This window comes from Nocardia sp. NPDC050793, from assembly GCF_040654065.1.
GTDB lineage: Bacteria > Actinomycetota > Actinomycetes > Mycobacteriales > Mycobacteriaceae > Nocardia.
Genome location: NZ_JBFAHG010000013.1, coordinates 17,650 through 32,504, shown reverse-complemented (window position 1 = coordinate 32,504; position 14,855 = coordinate 17,650). Strand labels below are relative to the sequence as shown.

The 14,855-nt window shown below is 70.4% G+C and carries 16 protein-coding genes; 4 read left to right on the top strand and 12 right to left on the bottom strand.

Annotated features, from left to right (window positions below; genetic code table 11):
• The first annotated feature begins 160 nt into the window (after nucleotides 1-160).
• The 3 genes from AB0H50_RS31725 to AB0H50_RS31715 all read left to right on the top strand — a co-directional run bounded on the left by AB0H50_RS31725 (nucleotide 161) and on the right by AB0H50_RS31715 (nucleotide 2,030).
• Nucleotides 161-622 (top strand): peroxiredoxin, encoded by a 462-nt coding sequence (locus AB0H50_RS31725; RefSeq protein ID WP_357459956.1) that lies wholly within the window; start codon nucleotides 161-163, stop codon nucleotides 620-622.
• Between the two features lie 163 nt (nucleotides 623-785).
• Nucleotides 786-1,385 carry a permease gene (locus AB0H50_RS31720; RefSeq protein WP_357459953.1) on the top strand — a complete coding sequence of 200 codons (600 nt, stop codon included), beginning with the start codon at nucleotides 786-788 and terminating at the stop codon, nucleotides 1,383-1,385.
• A 201-nt stretch (nucleotides 1,386-1,586) separates the two neighbouring features.
• The gene (locus AB0H50_RS31715) at nucleotides 1,587-2,030 is read left to right on the top strand and encodes a transcriptional regulator (protein ID WP_357460253.1); all 444 of its coding nucleotides are present in this window, start codon (nucleotides 1,587-1,589) and stop codon (nucleotides 2,028-2,030) included.
• 153 nt (nucleotides 2,031-2,183) lie between these two features.
• On the opposite strand, the gene hisI is transcribed toward AB0H50_RS31715, so the two are convergent.
• The 5 genes from hisI to AB0H50_RS31690 form a co-directional block, all read right to left on the bottom strand.
• A complete protein-coding gene (gene hisI, locus AB0H50_RS31710; protein WP_068059116.1) occupies nucleotides 2,184-2,528 on the bottom strand; it encodes a phosphoribosyl-AMP cyclohydrolase in 345 nt (114 codons plus the stop codon).
• Nucleotides 2,529-2,612: 84 nt separating this feature from the next.
• Nucleotides 2,613-3,386, bottom strand: a complete 774-nt coding sequence (gene hisF / locus AB0H50_RS31705) for an imidazole glycerol phosphate synthase subunit HisF (RefSeq protein ID WP_357459951.1) — start codon at nucleotides 3,384-3,386, stop codon at nucleotides 2,613-2,615.
• Nucleotides 3,387-3,390: 4 nt separating this feature from the next.
• Entirely contained in the window at nucleotides 3,391-4,218 is an 828-nt protein-coding gene (locus tag AB0H50_RS31700; RefSeq protein WP_357459948.1) for an inositol monophosphatase family protein, read from the bottom strand.
• Between the two features lie 11 nt (nucleotides 4,219-4,229).
• A complete protein-coding gene (gene priA, locus AB0H50_RS31695) occupies nucleotides 4,230-4,961 on the bottom strand; it encodes a bifunctional 1-(5-phosphoribosyl)-5-((5-phosphoribosylamino)methylideneamino)imidazole-4-carboxamide isomerase/phosphoribosylanthranilate isomerase PriA (RefSeq protein ID WP_357459945.1) in 732 nt (243 codons plus the stop codon).
• Between the two features lie 63 nt (nucleotides 4,962-5,024).
• Nucleotides 5,025-5,477, bottom strand: a complete 453-nt coding sequence (locus AB0H50_RS31690) for a MarR family transcriptional regulator (protein ID WP_357459943.1) — start codon at nucleotides 5,475-5,477, stop codon at nucleotides 5,025-5,027.
• 102 nt (nucleotides 5,478-5,579) lie between these two features.
• On the opposite strand from AB0H50_RS31690, the gene AB0H50_RS31685 reads away from it, so the two are divergent.
• Nucleotides 5,580-6,101 carry a nuclear transport factor 2 family protein gene (locus tag AB0H50_RS31685; protein WP_357459940.1) on the top strand — a complete coding sequence of 174 codons (522 nt, stop codon included), beginning with the start codon at nucleotides 5,580-5,582 and terminating at the stop codon, nucleotides 6,099-6,101.
• A gap of 696 nt (nucleotides 6,102-6,797) precedes the next feature.
• Here the strand turns inward: AB0H50_RS31685 and hisH are convergent.
• The 7 genes from hisH to AB0H50_RS31650 all read right to left on the bottom strand — a co-directional run bounded on the left by hisH (nucleotide 6,798) and on the right by AB0H50_RS31650 (nucleotide 14,852).
• Nucleotides 6,798-7,433, bottom strand: a complete 636-nt coding sequence (gene hisH, locus AB0H50_RS31680; protein WP_357459938.1) for an imidazole glycerol phosphate synthase subunit HisH — start codon at nucleotides 7,431-7,433, stop codon at nucleotides 6,798-6,800.
• Nucleotides 7,430-8,062: an imidazoleglycerol-phosphate dehydratase HisB gene (hisB, locus tag AB0H50_RS31675; protein WP_068059554.1), complete on the bottom strand. Its 633-nt coding sequence runs from the start codon at nucleotides 8,060-8,062 to the stop codon at nucleotides 7,430-7,432. Before hisB ends, hisH begins: the two co-directional genes overlap by 4 nt.
• A 20-nt stretch (nucleotides 8,063-8,082) precedes the next feature.
• Entirely contained in the window at nucleotides 8,083-9,216 is a 1,134-nt protein-coding gene (locus tag AB0H50_RS31670) for a histidinol-phosphate transaminase (protein WP_357459935.1), read from the bottom strand.
• A complete protein-coding gene (hisD, locus tag AB0H50_RS31665) occupies nucleotides 9,213-10,550 on the bottom strand; it encodes a histidinol dehydrogenase (RefSeq protein WP_357459933.1) in 1,338 nt (445 codons plus the stop codon). The genes AB0H50_RS31670 and hisD overlap by 4 nt, the downstream gene beginning before the upstream one ends.
• Before the next feature lie 177 nt (nucleotides 10,551-10,727).
• Nucleotides 10,728-11,330 carry a maleylpyruvate isomerase family mycothiol-dependent enzyme gene (locus AB0H50_RS31660; RefSeq protein WP_357459930.1) on the bottom strand — a complete coding sequence of 201 codons (603 nt, stop codon included), beginning with the start codon at nucleotides 11,328-11,330 and terminating at the stop codon, nucleotides 10,728-10,730.
• A gap of 67 nt (nucleotides 11,331-11,397) precedes the next feature.
• Nucleotides 11,398-12,921, bottom strand: coding sequence for a protein kinase (locus AB0H50_RS31655; RefSeq protein WP_357459928.1), 1,524 nt, complete (start codon nucleotides 12,919-12,921; stop codon nucleotides 11,398-11,400).
• A 224-nt stretch (nucleotides 12,922-13,145) separates the two neighbouring features.
• Complete coding sequence (locus tag AB0H50_RS31650) at nucleotides 13,146-14,852, bottom strand: penicillin-binding transpeptidase domain-containing protein (protein WP_357460252.1); 1,707 nt, start codon at nucleotides 14,850-14,852, stop codon at nucleotides 13,146-13,148.
• Between the last annotated feature and the right edge of the window lie 3 nt (nucleotides 14,853-14,855).

The window sequence follows — 14,855 nt, the reverse complement described above, 5'->3', positions numbered from 1 at the left end:
CGGATGCTCGGGCTTCGCTCGGCCCGGTGCAAGGCCGCCCCTGGCGCGCCGGGCAGGAACAGCCGCGTCGCGATCGTCGGCGCGTGACGCCCGATCGGCAACCGGCCAGCGGCCGAAAGGACAGTACCGGGCGTCAGGTACGCCCGGTACTGTCCCTTTCATGCAAAAAGGCCAGCTCGCCCCGCAGTTCGAGCTCCCCGACCAGTCCGGCGCCCGCCGCTCCCTCGACGAGTTGCTCGCCGACGGACCGCTGGTGCTGTTCTTCTACCCGGCCGCGAACACCCCGATATGCACCGCCGAGGCCTGCCACTTCCGGGATCTGTCCGCGGACTTCGCCGCGCTCGGCGCCTCCTGCGTCGGCATCAGCACCGACGCGGTGGACACCCAGGCGGGCTTCGCCGCCAAACAGGGCCTCGGCTATCCGCTGCTCTCCGACAGCGACGGCGCGGTCGCCGCGCAGTTCGGCGTCAAGCGCGGCCTGCTCGGCAAGCTCGCGCCGGTGAAGCGGCGGACCTTCGTCATCGGCACCGACCGCACCGTGCTCGCGGTGATCTCCAGCGAGTTGCGGGCCGACGCGCACGCCGACGAGGCGCTGAGCTTCCTGCGCGAACGGGTTCGCTAGGTGTAGCTCCGCCTTCGCTCCGGCCGTCGGGAGGCCGACGGCGGACTCCCCCTCCGGCCACGTGCGTGGCTGGCGGCGGCAGGACCCGTCCGAAAGCGCTGACGAGGCGAAACGCCGACCGCACTGCGGTACGGAGACCGTCCGGTCGACCTACGCTGAAACCATGACTTCGAGCGAGGTTCGGCCGGACGGCAAATCCAGCGCGACAGTCTGGCGCAATCGGATCATCGGCGGCGTGGTGCTCGTCGTGGTCCTCGTCGTCACCTATCTCATCCTGGCCGCGTTCATTCCGCGCTGGTGGGCGCAACGGATCGCCGAAATGGTGAGCGGCAGCTTCGGCAAGGGCATCGGCTGGGGATTCCTCCTCGGCGCGGTGTGCACGATCGTGCCGCTGTTGCTGCTGCTTTTCGCGGTGCTGATGTGGCGCAGACGGGCCGGCAAGTTCCTGGCGGGCGCCGCGGTGGTGCTCGCCGTGCTGCTGGCGATACCGAATCTGATGACGCTGTCCATCGTGCTCGGCAACAACAGCGCCGCCCACGCGGGCGAGCGCGTCCTCGACGTGGACGCGCCCGCGTTTCGCGGCGCCTGCCTCGCGGGCGCGATCACGGCGGCGCTGGTCTTCCTAAGTGTCGTGTTCTTCGTGGTGCGCGGGCAGGTGCGCCGCAAGAAAGCTGCCGGGCAGACCGCCTCCGCGCCACCCACCACCGCCACGCCGACGCCGGGCACGCGGGACTCGACACCGACACGCCAGGACCATTTGTGAATGAACTCACGACATCGGGTATCCCCATGACCGCCGAGCGAAGTCGTGGCAAACTCGTTGCACGCGAGTGACTGTGAATTTGCTTTGCACTAATCGATAGGCTCCCTAACTACCCACGTCACTTGGCTCGAAAGAAGGCGCATAGTGACGAAGTGGCTGGATCCCGTGGAACAACGGGCTTGGCGCGCAGTCGTGGCGCTGATGACACGGCTGCCGAGCGCCTTGGACACCCAATTACAGCGTGAATCCGGGGTCACTCATTTCGAATACTGGGTATTGACCTTGCTTTCCGAGGAACCGGGGCATCGACTTCAAATGAGTGATCTTGCCCACAAAGCAAATGCATCGCTATCACGCTTGTCGCACGTGGTGTCGAAGCTGGAGCGGCTGGGCTGGGCCGAGCGCTCGGTGACGGTGGGGCGGCGCGGCGTGCAGGCGGTGCTCACCGACGACGGTTACCTCAAGGTCGTCGAGGCGGCGCCCGGATATCTGGACGCGGTGCGGCGCTTGGTATTCGACGGACTGGACGACACCCAGAAGGCCCAGCTCGCCGACCTCAGCGAGATCCTCGCCCAGCGCCTCCCCGAGGCGGTGAGCCGGCTCGCGCCGAGCGCCGACGTGCGAGGCGACCGGTCGAGCGACTGAGCGCGCGTCCGGCAGCGCCGATCAGGCGTATTCCACCTTCGCTCGGGCGTGCGCAGACTTCGGACGCGCGTCCGGCAGCGCCGATAAGGGGGGACCTCCGCCTTCGCTCCGACCATGCGCGGTCTTCGGACGGACCACGTCCGGCAGCGTCGTTCAGGCCTCTCCGAGCAGCAGGTCGGAATCGAAGCAGGTGTGCGTGCCGGTGTGACACGCCGCGCCCTCCTGGTCCACGACGAGCAGCACGGTGTCACCGTCACAGTCCAAGCGCACCTCGTGCACGTACTGGGTGTGGCCGGAGGTCTCGCCCTTGACCCAGTACTGCTGCCGCGAGCGCGAATAGTACGTCGCCTTGCGGGATTCCAGCGTGCGCGCCAGTGCTTCGTCGTCCATCCAGGCGACCATCAGCACATCGCCGGTGCCGCGTTCCTGCGCGACGGCGGCCACCAGACCCGCGTCGTTGCGCTTGAGGCGGGCGGCGATGGCAGGGTCGAGTGTCATGTCACCGTTATAACAGGGCCGTCGCGGCATCGGTTCGGCGCGTGCGGCGCAGCGCGCCGAGGACCTCCCCCGTCCGGCGCGGGATCAGCGGACGACGATGTTCTCCGCGCGCATCGAGTCCTTGACCTGGCCGATGGTGAGGTCGCCGAAGTGGAAGACGCTCGCCGCGAGCACGGCGTCGGCGCCCGCTTGGACCGCGGGGGCGAAGTGCTCGACCGCGCCGGCACCGCCGCTGGCAATGACAGGCACCGAGACGGCGGCCCGGACCGCGCGGATCATCGGCAGGTCGAAACCGGTCTTGGTGCCGTCGGCGTCCATCGAGTTCAACAGGATCTCGCCGACCCCCAATTCGGCGCCGCGAACGGCCCATTCGATGGCGTCGATGCCGGTGCCGCGCTTGCCGCCGTGCGTTGTGACCTCCCAGCCGGAGGTGGTGTCGGGCTGGCCGTCGGGCACGGTCCTTGCGTCCACCGAGAGCACGATGCACTGCGAACCGAATCGCTCGGACATCTCCCGCAGCACCTCGGGGCGGGCGATCGCCGCGGTGTTCACCGAGACCTTGTCCGCGCCCGCGCGCAGCAGCCGGTCCACGTCCTCGACGGTGCGCACGCCGCCGCCGACGGTGAGCGGGATGAAGATCTGCTCGGCGGTGCGGGTCACCACGTCGATCATGGTGCCGCGGTCGCCGGTGGAGGCGGTGACGTCGAGGAAGGTCAGTTCGTCGGCGCCTTGGGCGTCGTAGGTCGCGGCCAGTTCGACGGGATCGCCCGCGTCGCGCAGGTTCTCGAAGTTGACGCCCTTGACCACCCGGCCCGCGTCCACGTCGAGACACGGAATCACGCGTACGGCCAACGTCATCGGCTCATCCTTCCTCGGCGGTCGGCGGATCGGCGACCGTGCAGATCATCTCGAGCAGTTCTTCGTGCACTCCCGGCGCCGCCGCGAGCACCGACCCGGAGGTGATGGTCCACGGCTCGCCCGCCAGGTCGGTCACCACGCCGCCCGCCGCGCGAACCAGCGCGACGCCCGCCGCGTTGTCCCACGGATGGTGGCCGAACACGATCGCGCCGCCCAGCACCCCCGCGGCGGTGAAGGCCAGGTCGATGCCGGTGGAGCCGTGCATTCGCACCCGGGAGGAGAGCCTGCTCAGCGGGCCGAGCAGATCGAAACGGAAGCGGCCGGGGATGCGGCCGTCGGAGTCGACGTTGAACGCGCCGAATCCGATCATCGAGTCGGCCAGTTTCGCGGGCGGCAGCGGAGCCAGCGGTTTGCCGTTGAGCAGCACCGGCCCGCCGCGCACCGCGGCGTAGCGCTGGCCGAGGATCGGCAACCAGGTCAGCCCGAGCACCGGTTCGCCGTCGCGCACCAGCGCGAGCAGCATGCCCGAGAGCGGATGACCCGAGGAGTAGTTGAAGGTGCCGTCGATCGGGTCGAGCACCCACGCGGTGCCGGAGGTGAGCTGCGGACCGCCGAATTCCTCGCCGTGCACCTCGATTCCGGTGCGCAGGGCAAGGCTCTCGGAGACGGTTCGTTCCAGCTCCAGGTCGAGTTCGGTGGCGAAATCGTTGCGGCCCTTGGCGACCGCGCTCGGCGCGCCGAGACCCTCGACGAAACGCGCACTGGCGTCGTCGAGGATCTCGCTCGCGACGGCGAGCAGTTCGGGAAGCTCCGTGATCGGGTTGGCAGCCATCGGTTTTCGTATCAGCGCACCGCGGCCAGCGCCTCGGGCAGGGTGAACCGGCCCGCGTACAGCGCCTTGCCGACGATCGCGCCCTCGACGCCCTCTGGCACAAGACCGGAGATGGCCACCAGGTCCTCGACGGTGGACACGCCACCGGAGGCGATCACCGGTGCGTCGGTGGCCGCGCACACGTCCCGGAGCAGATCCAGGTTCGGGCCGGTCAGCGTGCCGTCCTTGGTGACGTCGGTGACCACGTAGCGCGAGCAGCCGTCGCGCTCCAGGCGCTCGAGCACCTCCCACAGGTCGCCGCCGTCGCTGACCCAGCCGCGGCCGCGCAGCCGGTGTTCGCCGTCGATGATGCGCACGTCGAGGCCGACCGCGATGCGCTCGCCGTGCTTGGCGATGGCGCGGGCACACCACACCGGGTCCTCCAGCGCGGCGGTGCCGAGGTTGACGCGGGCGCAGCCGGTGGCCAGCGCCGCCTCGAGGGAGTCGTCGTCGCGGATGCCGCCGGACAGCTCGACCTGCACGTCGAGTTCGCCGACCACCTCGGCGAGCAGTTCACGGTTGGAGCCGCGGCCGAACGCCGCGTCCAGATCGACCAGGTGCACCCATTCGGCGCCCGCCTCCTGCCAGGCCAGCGCGGCGTCGCGAGGCGAGCCGTAGCTGGTCTCGCTGCCCGCCTCCCCCTGTACCAGGCGCACGGCCTCTCCATTGGCGACATCGACGGCAGGTAGCAGCACAAGACTCACTCCGAGCAGCATAGTCGCCCACTCCCCGCACCCCACCTCCGGCCTGCGGAAACGCGGCCCCGGTCAGGATCGCGAGTGATCGTCCAGCACGCGGGTGAGCAGACCGACCAGCTGACGGCGCTCGGCGGCGGAGAGCGCGGCCAGCAACTCGTCCTGGGCGGTGTCCAGTCGCGCGTCCAGATCGTCCAGGTGGCGCGCGCCGGGGCGGGTGAGGGTGACGATGTTGCGGCGGCGATCGCCCGGGTCGGGGCTGCGTTCCACGAAACCGCGGTCGGCCAGGTCGTTGAGGGCCGCGACGATGTCGCTGCGGTCGATGCGGGTGCGGCGGCCGAGATCGGCCTGGCTCGCGGGACCGAACTCACGCAACGTGGCGAGCAGGGCGTAGTGATGCCTGCGCGACCCGGTGTCCTCCAGTGCCCGTTCCGTCGCCCGGTCGGCCACCAGGGCCACCTGATTGAGCAGCCGGGTGGGCAGCGCGCGCAGCCTGCCCGCGACGCCGTCGTGCGCGATCTCCATGGCACCAATCTAGCAATCCACTTGTTGGCGTCACCCACATTTGTTATTGTTGGTCTCGCCAACATTGGCGCTGCCAACATACCGTCCGAAAGGGCCATCGCCGTGAAGAAGATCAGCTTCGTCCTCCCCCTCGCCCTGCTCCCGATCGCGGCGCTCGCCGCATGCTCGTCCACCGTGACGGACGCCGACGCCGAGCGACGGGAAGTCCGAGAGTTGTTGGACCACAACCACATCACCGCGCTCGTCGACCGCATCGGCCACACTCTCGACGAAGGCGCTTTCGAGGACTTCCGTGAGATCTACACGGCCGACGCCAGCGCCACCACGCCCGGCGGGACCGCGCAGGGTGTCGACGCGATGATCGCGCAGGCGGGGCGAAACCACTCCGCCGACCAGCGAATTCAACATTTCATCAGCAATGTGATCATCGACCTGCAAGGCGACACGGCAGCGGTGCGGGCCAACATGATCGCCACGTTCACTCCGGTGGTAGCGGCTACTCTCACCGAGCCGAAGTACACCCTCGGCGGGATCTACGAGTTCGACGCGGTGCGAACCTCGCAAGGGTGGCGGCTGTCGCGCGTGCAGACCACCCCGCACTGGGCGATCGGCACCCGCTTCTAGGCGCGGTCGCTGGCACGGAAGCGGGGTTCGGCGGTTTCGTTGGTGCACTCGTCAACCGAGCTCGGCTCCATCGGTTGCCCCGAACGGCGCCGAGCGCGGATTGGACACGTCAACGAACGTGGCTCCGGCGGTGAACCCCGCGAACGGCGCCGGGATCGGATGGGTGCGTCGGTGTTTCGGTAGCGGGACTTGCCAACCGGACCGGCTACCTCGGTTTTCGGTGGACGGCGACAGAGTGGGTGGGGGCGTCGGCAAACGTAGTTCCGGGAGTGAACGCGCCGACCACGCGCTGTCTACCAGGTATTCCCCGAACAGTGCTGGGCACGTTGGGAGCGGTACCCGGCTTACCTCCCGCCCTCGTGTGCGCGGGTGCGGCTTCCGGCGTGGTCGACCGGCTGTGGTTGCGTTCATTGGGACGGGGTCGGGGGAGGCACGTCACTTTCGGGTCACACACTTTCCATACGCCCTACATAGTCGGTGCCTATGTAGGGCGTACACACGGTGTGTGCGAACGCCCGCGGTGGGGCTGTTGGGGGTTGTGGTGCCGATGTGGCGGCGTCCGCCTGCCTGATATCCGGGTGTGGGGCGGATCGACGGGAGTCGAATGGGGGCCAGAATCGACGGTAGTCATACGCGAACCGCTCCCCGCGCCACAGGTTCGTGGAAGGACGCGGCCCAATCACCCACGGACGCGGATCAGAGGGAATCGATCCAGTTGCGCAACAGGTGAGCTCCGGCGTCGCCGGACTTCTCCGGGTGGAACTGGGTGGCGGACAGGGCGCCGTTCTCGACGGCGGCGAGGAACGGGACGCCGTGCTCGGCCCAGGTGAGCTTCGGGGAGGCGAAGTGCTCGCTCGCCGGGAGGTCCCAGGTCTGGGCGGCGTAGGAGTGCACGAAGTAGAACCGGGTGTCGGCGTCCATGCCCTTGAACAGCACGCTGTCGGACGGGGCCGACACGGTGTTCCAGCCCATGTGCGGCAGCACTGGAGCAGACAACCGCTCCACCACGCCCGGCCATTCGGCGCACCCGTCGGTCTCCACGCCGAATTCCACGCCGCGCTCGAACAGAATCTGCATGCCGACGCAGATGCCCAGCACCGGGCGGCCGCCCGCCAGGCGCTGACCGATGATGCGCTCGCCGCGCACCTCACGCAGTCCCGCCATGCAGGCCGCGAACGCGCCGACGCCGGGCACCACGAGACCATCGGCAGCCAGCGCGATCTGCGGGTCGGCGGTCACCTCGACGTGCGCACCCGCCCTGACCAGCGCCCGCTCGGCGGAGTGCAGGTTGCCGGAGCCGTAGTCCAGCAGGGCGACGGATTTCGTTGTCACAGCGTTCCCTTCGTCGACGGCACGCCGCTCACCCGGGGGTCGAGTTCGACGGCGGCCCGCAGCGCCCGCGCCACGGCCTTGAACTCGGCCTCGGTGACGTGGTGCTGGTCGCGGCCGTAGAGCACCCGCACGTGCAGCGCGATGCGGGCGTTGAGCGCGATCGATTCGAAGACGTGCCGGTTGAGCACGGTCGAATACGGCGCGCCCGGCTCGGAGCGGCCCCGCACGGGGCTGCCGGGAATCACCGCGTGCAGCAGGTGTTCCGGTTCGCCGGTGTGCACGCAGTACGGCCGCCCCGACACGTCGACCGCCGCGTGCGCGAGGGTCTCGTCCATCGGGATGAAGGCGTCGCCGAAGCGCCGGATGCCGGACTTGTCGCCCAGCGCCTTGCCGAGCGCCTGCCCGAACACGATGGCGGTGTCCTCCACCGTGTGGTGCGCCTCGATCTCGACGTCGCCCTCGGCGCGCACGGTCAGGTCGAAGCTGGCGTGCGCGCCCAGCGCGGTGAGCATGTGGTCGTAGAACGGGACGCCGGTGGAGATCTCGGTCTTGCCGGTGCCGTCCAGATCCAGTTCGACGACGATGCTGGATTCCTTGGTGATGCGCTCGACCCGCGCGGTCCTGTTCATCGGTGCTTCCTCCACGGGGTTCATCGGGGCGTGAGCTCGGTGCCGACCAATTCCGTGCTGACGCGCAGGAACTCGTCGTTCTCGGCGGCCAGGCCGATGGTCGCCCGCAGATAGCCCGGAATGCCGACATCGCGGATGAGCACGCCGCGGTCCAGATACCGCTGCCACGCGCGCGCGGCGTCGGCGAAACGGCCGAACAGCACGAAGTTGGCGTCGCTCGGCACCACTTCGAAGCCCATCTCGCGCAGCGCGGACGCGACCCGCTCGCGCTGGGCCGCCAATTCCGCGACACTGCCGAGGGTTTCGTCCGCGTGCCGCAGAGCGGCGCGCGCGGCGGCCTGGGTGACCACCGACAGGTGATAGGGCAGTCGCACGAGCAACATGGCGTCGATCACCGCGGGCGCGGCGACCAAGTAGCCGAGGCGGCCGCCCGCGAAGGCGAAAGCCTTGCTCATGGTGCGGCTCACCACCAGCTTGGCCGGGAACCGGTCGATCAGGGCGATCGCGCTCGGCGCCGCCGAGAATTCGCCGTATGCCTCGTCGACCACCACGATGCCGGGTGCCGCGTCGAGGATCCTGACCAGGTCGTCCTGCGGAATGCTGTGTCCGGTGGGGTTGTTCGGGCTGGTCACGAAGACCACGTCCGGCTTGCGTTCGGCGATGGCCGCCAGCGCGTAGTCGATGTCGAGCGAGAAATCGGCGTTGCGCTTGGCCTCGACCCACTCGGTGTCGATGCCCTCGGAGATGATCGGGTGCATCGAGTAGGAGGGCACGAAACCCAGTGCGCTGCGGCCCGGCCCACCGAAGGCCTGGAGCAGCTGCTGCAGGATCTCGTTGGAACCGTTGGCGGCCCAGACGTTCGCGGTGTCCACCGCGACCCCGGTCTGGCGGGTGAGGTAGGCCGCCAGGTCGGTACGCAACGCCACCGCGTCGCGGTCCGGGTAGCGGTGCAGGTCGGCGGCCGCTGCGCGGATGGACTCGGCGACGTCGTCGACGAGCGCACGGCTCGGCGGGTGCGGATTCTCGTTGGTGTTGAGCTGCACCGGAACGGTCAATTGCGGTGCGCCGTAAGGCTTCTTGCCGCGCAGATTCTCGCGCAGCGGCAGGTCGTCCAGGCCGATGGCCGACCCGGGCGCGGTGAGCTGACCGGTCATGACAGCGTCTCGAATCGCACCGTGACGGCCTGGCCGTGCGCGGGCAGATCCTCGGCGTTGGCGAGCGCGACCACGTGCCCGGCCACATCCTTCAGCGCCGCCTCGGTGTACTCGACGACGTGGATGCCGCGCAGGAAGGTCTGCACGCTCAGTCCGGAGGAGTGCCGGGCGCAGCCCGCGGTGGGCAGCACGTGATTCGAGCCCGCGCAGTAGTCGCCGAGACTGACCGGCGCGTACGGCCCGACGAACACCGCGCCCGCGCTGCGCACGCGGCCCGCGACCGCGGCCGCGTCGGCGGTCTGGATCTCCAGGTGCTCGGCCGCGTAGGCGTTCACCACACGCAAGCCCTGCTCGATGTCGTCGACGAGGACGGTGCCGGACTGCTTGCCGGTCAATGCCTCTCGCACCCGGTGCGCGTGCTTGACCACCGTCATCTGGGTGCTCAGCGCGGCGTCCACCGCGTCGGCCAGCTCGGCGCTGTCGGTGACGAGCACGCTGGCCGCGAGCACGTCGTGCTCGGCCTGGCTGATCAGGTCGGCCGCCACGTGCGCCGGATCGGCGGTGGCGTCGGCCAGGATGGCGATCTCGGTGGGGCCCGCCTCGGCGTCGATGCCGACCAAGCCGCGGCACAGCCGCTTGGCCGCGGTGACGTAGATGTTGCCGGGACCGGTGATCAGGTCCACCGGCTCGAGCTCCGCGCCGTCGGTGTCGACGCCGCCGTAGGTGAGCAGCGCGACGGCCTGCGCGCCGCCGACCGCCCACACCTCCTCGACGCCGAGCAGCTGCGCGGCCGCCAGGATGGTCGGGTGCGGCAGGCCACCGAACTGGGCCTGCGGCGGCGAGGCCACCACCAGCGAACCGACGCCGGCGGTCTGGGCAGGCACCACGTTCATCACCACGCTGGACGGGTAGACGGCGTTGCCGCCCGGTACGTACAGCCCGACCCGCTCCACCGGCACCCAGCGTTCGGTGACCGTGCCGCCGGGTACCACCTGGGTGGTGGTGTCGGTGCGGCGCTGATCGGCGTGCACCGCGCGGGCCCGCGCGATCGACTCCTCCAGCGCGGCGCGCACCGCGGGGTCCAGCTCGTCGAGCGCCTTGACCAGTTCGGCGGCGGGGACGCGCACGGTCGCGGGAATCACACCGTCGAACCGCTCGCCGAACTCCAGCGCCGCCGAGACGCCGTGCTCCCGGACCGCCTCCACCACCGGCCGCACCTGATGCAGCACCGAGTCCACGTCGACTCCCCCGCGCGGCAGCGCGGAGCGCAGCTCGGCAGCGGAAGGAGTACGACCGCGCAAATCGACGCGGGCGAGCTCGATGCGGGATGTCATGTCGGTGTCGATCCTTGTCTCCGGCTGGTCACAACAGGAAAGTTGCCGCTACCAGCCTAGTGGACGCCGCCCGGCGCCCGTCCGTCGCCAGCCCGCGCCGGGGCCGCAGCGGCTGGTTCACCCGATTCGGCGATAGAGGTCGCCGGGTCGAGCGGCGTGTGGCGATATTCGGGTCGATCACCCGCAGCGGCGACGCAGCTCGGCGACTCCGTCCCCTTCGAGTTCGTCGAGCACCGAGGTGCGTCCGACGACGGCGAGCGCAAGCGCCTCGGCGCGACCGCGCACCTCCGGCCCGCTGCCGCAGGCCCAGTCGAGATCGGTGGCCACCAGCCGCAGCCCCTTGCTGCGGCGTCCAGGGCGGGTGAGCGGGTCGGGATGTTCGAGCGCGCGGCGCAGCCGGTCGGCCGGGATCGTGCGGGTGCGGCCGAGCGGGCGGCGAATGTCCTGCTGGTGCACGAACAGATCGGCCAGTACCAGGGCGGGACCGAATCGGGACAGCGTCCCGGCGGCGTTCTCGAACATGTCGATCAGCCGGTCGGTGGACAGCGCCCGCGCCTTCTCGACCAACAGGCCGTTCACCCGATCGATCGAGAACCCGCACCGCACGACGACACCCCCGTAGGTCAGCGGTGCGATCGTGTCGTACAGCAGATGCCCGACCACGTCACGGACCGACCACCCCGCGCACAGCGACGGCGTCTCCCAGTCCTCCGCGCTCAGGTCACGCAGCAACTCGATGAGCTCGGCGCGTTCCTCGACCAGCATCCCCCTGATCTCCATGCCGAAAGACTAACGGCCGCAACGCCGAGGGCCCAGATGGCGGCGACGCCCGACGACCGCGTGCGGCTCAGCGGGTTTCGCTGTCGATCAGCAGGCGGCCGCCGCCGTCGACGACCCGCAGCACCAGCTGCTTGGACTCGCCCTCCACGGTGAGATTGGCCAGCCGCATGTCCACCGAGCCGTCGGGGTTGTTGGAGCCGTTGGCTGCGTTGATGCCGGAGAACGTGTCGACGATGCGCGAACTCCAGTACTCGCGGAACGCCTGTTCCCCGCCGTAGGCCTTCTGCGCCGCCGGGGTGAGCAGCGACCAGGACCCGCTCGGGTTGTTGTAGAAGTTCACGATCAGCTGACCGGCCGGTCCCCATTCGACGGTGCCCGCGCTCGGCGTGCGGCCAAGCGCCGGGGCCGTGGTGGTGGCACCGGTGGCCGGGGCGCTCGCCGACGGCGGAGTCGCCTGCGCCGAGGGCGAGTTCGACTCCGACTGATTCAGGCTGCCGATCAGCAGCGCGGCGACGGCGACCACCGCGCCGACCACACCGCCGATGAGCACCGCGCGACGCTTGCCGCCCGAGGAAGACGCCGGACGCGGCTGGGCCGCGGTCCTAGGGTGCGCGGCCGTGTTCGGATGCGCGGGCGCGTGCTGCGGCGGGGGGAGCGGGCGGACGTGCCGTTCGGTCGGCTGGTACGTGGGCTGGGGCACCGGGTGGCGCAGCGCCCGCGTCGCCGCGTCCGAGGCGGACTGGCGCGCGAAAGCCTCACTGGCGGGCACGAATCCGGCGGGCACGGCGGCGGAGTCGGCGAAGGCGGCCAGGGTGTCGCGCGCGACGCGCATGCTCGGCCGTTCCTCGGGGTCCGGGTTCAGCAGCGCGAGCAGGAAGTCGGTGGCCTGCCCCGCGTTTCGCGGCTCGCTGACCTGACCGTTGGCCGCGGCGTAGAGCACCGCGAGCGGATTCGCGCTCGCGCCGTAAGGCGGTTCGCCCTCCAGCGCGTGAAACAGCGTGGCGCCGAGCGAGAACACGTCGGCGGCCGGGGTCGGGTCGGCGCCGCGGGCCACCTCGGGAGCCAGGTAGGCGGCCGTACCGCAGATCAGGCCGGTCTCGGTGAGCGTGACGTCGCCGGTGGCGCGGGAGATGCCGAAGTCGGTGATCTTGACCGTGCCGTGGTCGTCGAGCAATATGTTGCCCGGCTTCACGTCCCGGTGCACGATGCCCGCCTGATGCGCGGCGATCAGCGCCGAGGCGACCTGCTCGCCGATGCGCGCGACCTGGGTCAACGGCAACGTCGCCTGCGCGGAGAGCACCGCGGCCAGACTCCGCGACTTCAGGTACTCCATCACCAGGCACGGGTCACCCTCGTGTTCGGTGATGTCGAACACCACGATCGCGTTCGGGTGCTGGAACCGCGCCGCGTTGCGGGCCTCGCGGATCGCGCGCTGGCGCGTGATTTCGCGTTCGGCCTGCGGCAGGCTGGCTTTAATGTGGATCTGCTTGATCGCCACGGAACGCCGGAGTCGCTCGTCGGTGGCACGCCAGACGACACCTGTGCCGCCGCTACCAATCCGCTCGACCAGGCGGTAATGCTCCGCGATCAACTGACCGGTATCGATGGCGCCTACTCCGAACCTTCTCGAAATCGTGACATCCCGCATATTGACCGCTTAAGCGGTCCGCGGACGAGTGTAGCGGGCGGACGAAGCGCGGTCCGCGCCAGCCGGGATATATTCGCCGCCCAAATCACCGTAGCGGGTCGACAGCCGTGACGCCGCACGACCCGCGCGACGGCGGAGGGGCGTGTGTGGTGCGCGAACGCCGAAAACTACCGCGCTGCGCGCAACATCCGTCCCGCGGCGTCCACCGCGGGCGCCGAGCTGCCCGCGTCGCTGACGAACACCGCGAACGCCAGGTCGCCGTCGATGCCGACGAACCAGCCGTGCGCGTGGGTGTCGTCGATGTACTCCGCGGTGCCGGTCTTGCCGAGCAGCCCGGAGATGTCGCGCAATTGGGTGGCGGTGCCGCCGGTCACGGTCTCGCGCATCATGCCTTCGAGCTGGTCGTCGACCGCGCCGGGCAGCGGCTCCGGCTGACGGTCGGCGACGCCCGGCCTGCCATGCACGATGGTCGGCGCCGGCGCCGAACCGCGCGCGATCGAGGCGGCCACCAGCGCCATCCCGAACGGCGATGCCGTCACCTGCCCTTGACCGATACTCGACTCGACGCGCTCGGCCGGGGTGTCGGCGGTGGGCACCTTGCCGGTGACCGTGGTGAGGCCGGGGGTGACGTAGTCGATGCCGAGGCCGAGCTGCGCGGCGGCCTTCGTCAGCCCGTCCGGTGGCAGCTTGACGCCTAGCGCGGCCATGGTGGTGTTGCAGGAGCGGGCGAAGGCGGTGTGCAGCGGCACCTGACCGAGGTCGAACTTGTCGTCGTTGGGGATCCGCCTGCCCTCGATGTCCGCGGTGCCGGGGCACGGGAGCACGCTGTCCGGCGTCGCGTCGCCCGCCTGGAGCGCGGCCGAGACGGTCACCGTCTTGAAGGTCGACCCCGGCGGGTAGAGGCCGGTCAACGCGATCGGTCCCTGCGCGTCGGCGGCGGCGTTCTGCGCCACGGCGAGCACGTTGCCGGTGGACGGTTGCAGCGCGACGATCGCGGCGGGCTGCCCGATCGAGGCGAGGGCGTCCTCGGCGGCGCGCTGCAATCCGACGTCCAGCGTGGTGGCGATGTCGGTGGTCTGGCGCGGGTCCTGGCCCGCGACGCGTTCGGTGCCGGTGGGCGTCTTGGCCCGCACGGCCCAGCCCGCCGCCGCATCGGCGTTCTGCTGCCACAGGTCGGCGAGGCCGGACAGGGTGGGCGAGGACAGCGCCTTGTCGGTGGTCAGCAGCCGGGTCTGCGGGGCGAGCGTGACGCCGGGCAGCGCGGCCAGCGCGTCGTTGATCGGGGCGATGTCGGCGGCGCGCAGCGTGATCGCGGTGATCGGTTTGCCCTGCGCGGCGGCCAGTTCCGCTTGCAGGGACTGCGCGGTGACGCCCGGCGCGAGCGGTGCGACCAGGGCTGCGACGGCCGCCGTGTCCGCGCCGGGCGCGAGGTTCACCAGCGTGACGATCTGCTCGGCCATCAGGTCGCCGCCCGCCCCATCGAGGATCCGGGCGGGTTTGGCGTAGGCGGGTCCGTAGCTCAGCGGGCCCGCGGCGAGGCCGGGCGCCACGGTGGCCGGGTCCCAGCGAATCTCCCAGTCGCTATCCTCGGTCGCCTCGCCGACGGTGGTGTAGCTCCACTCGTCCTTGCCGTCCTTGCCGAGCCGCCAGGTGGCGGCCAGGGTGAAATTGTTCCCGTCGGTCGAGCGCACCTCGAAGGCGACGTCCTTGCCGAGGCCGTCGTAGAGCTGGTTCAGCGTGTCGGCGGCCTTGCCAGGGTCGTCGGTCAGCGCGGCGGCCGCGGCGACGTCGTCGCTGTTCAGCGCGTCGGCGAACTGCCGGGCCACGGTGTCGGGCTGCTCCGGCCCCGAACTGCACCCGGCCAGGGCGAGCAGGGG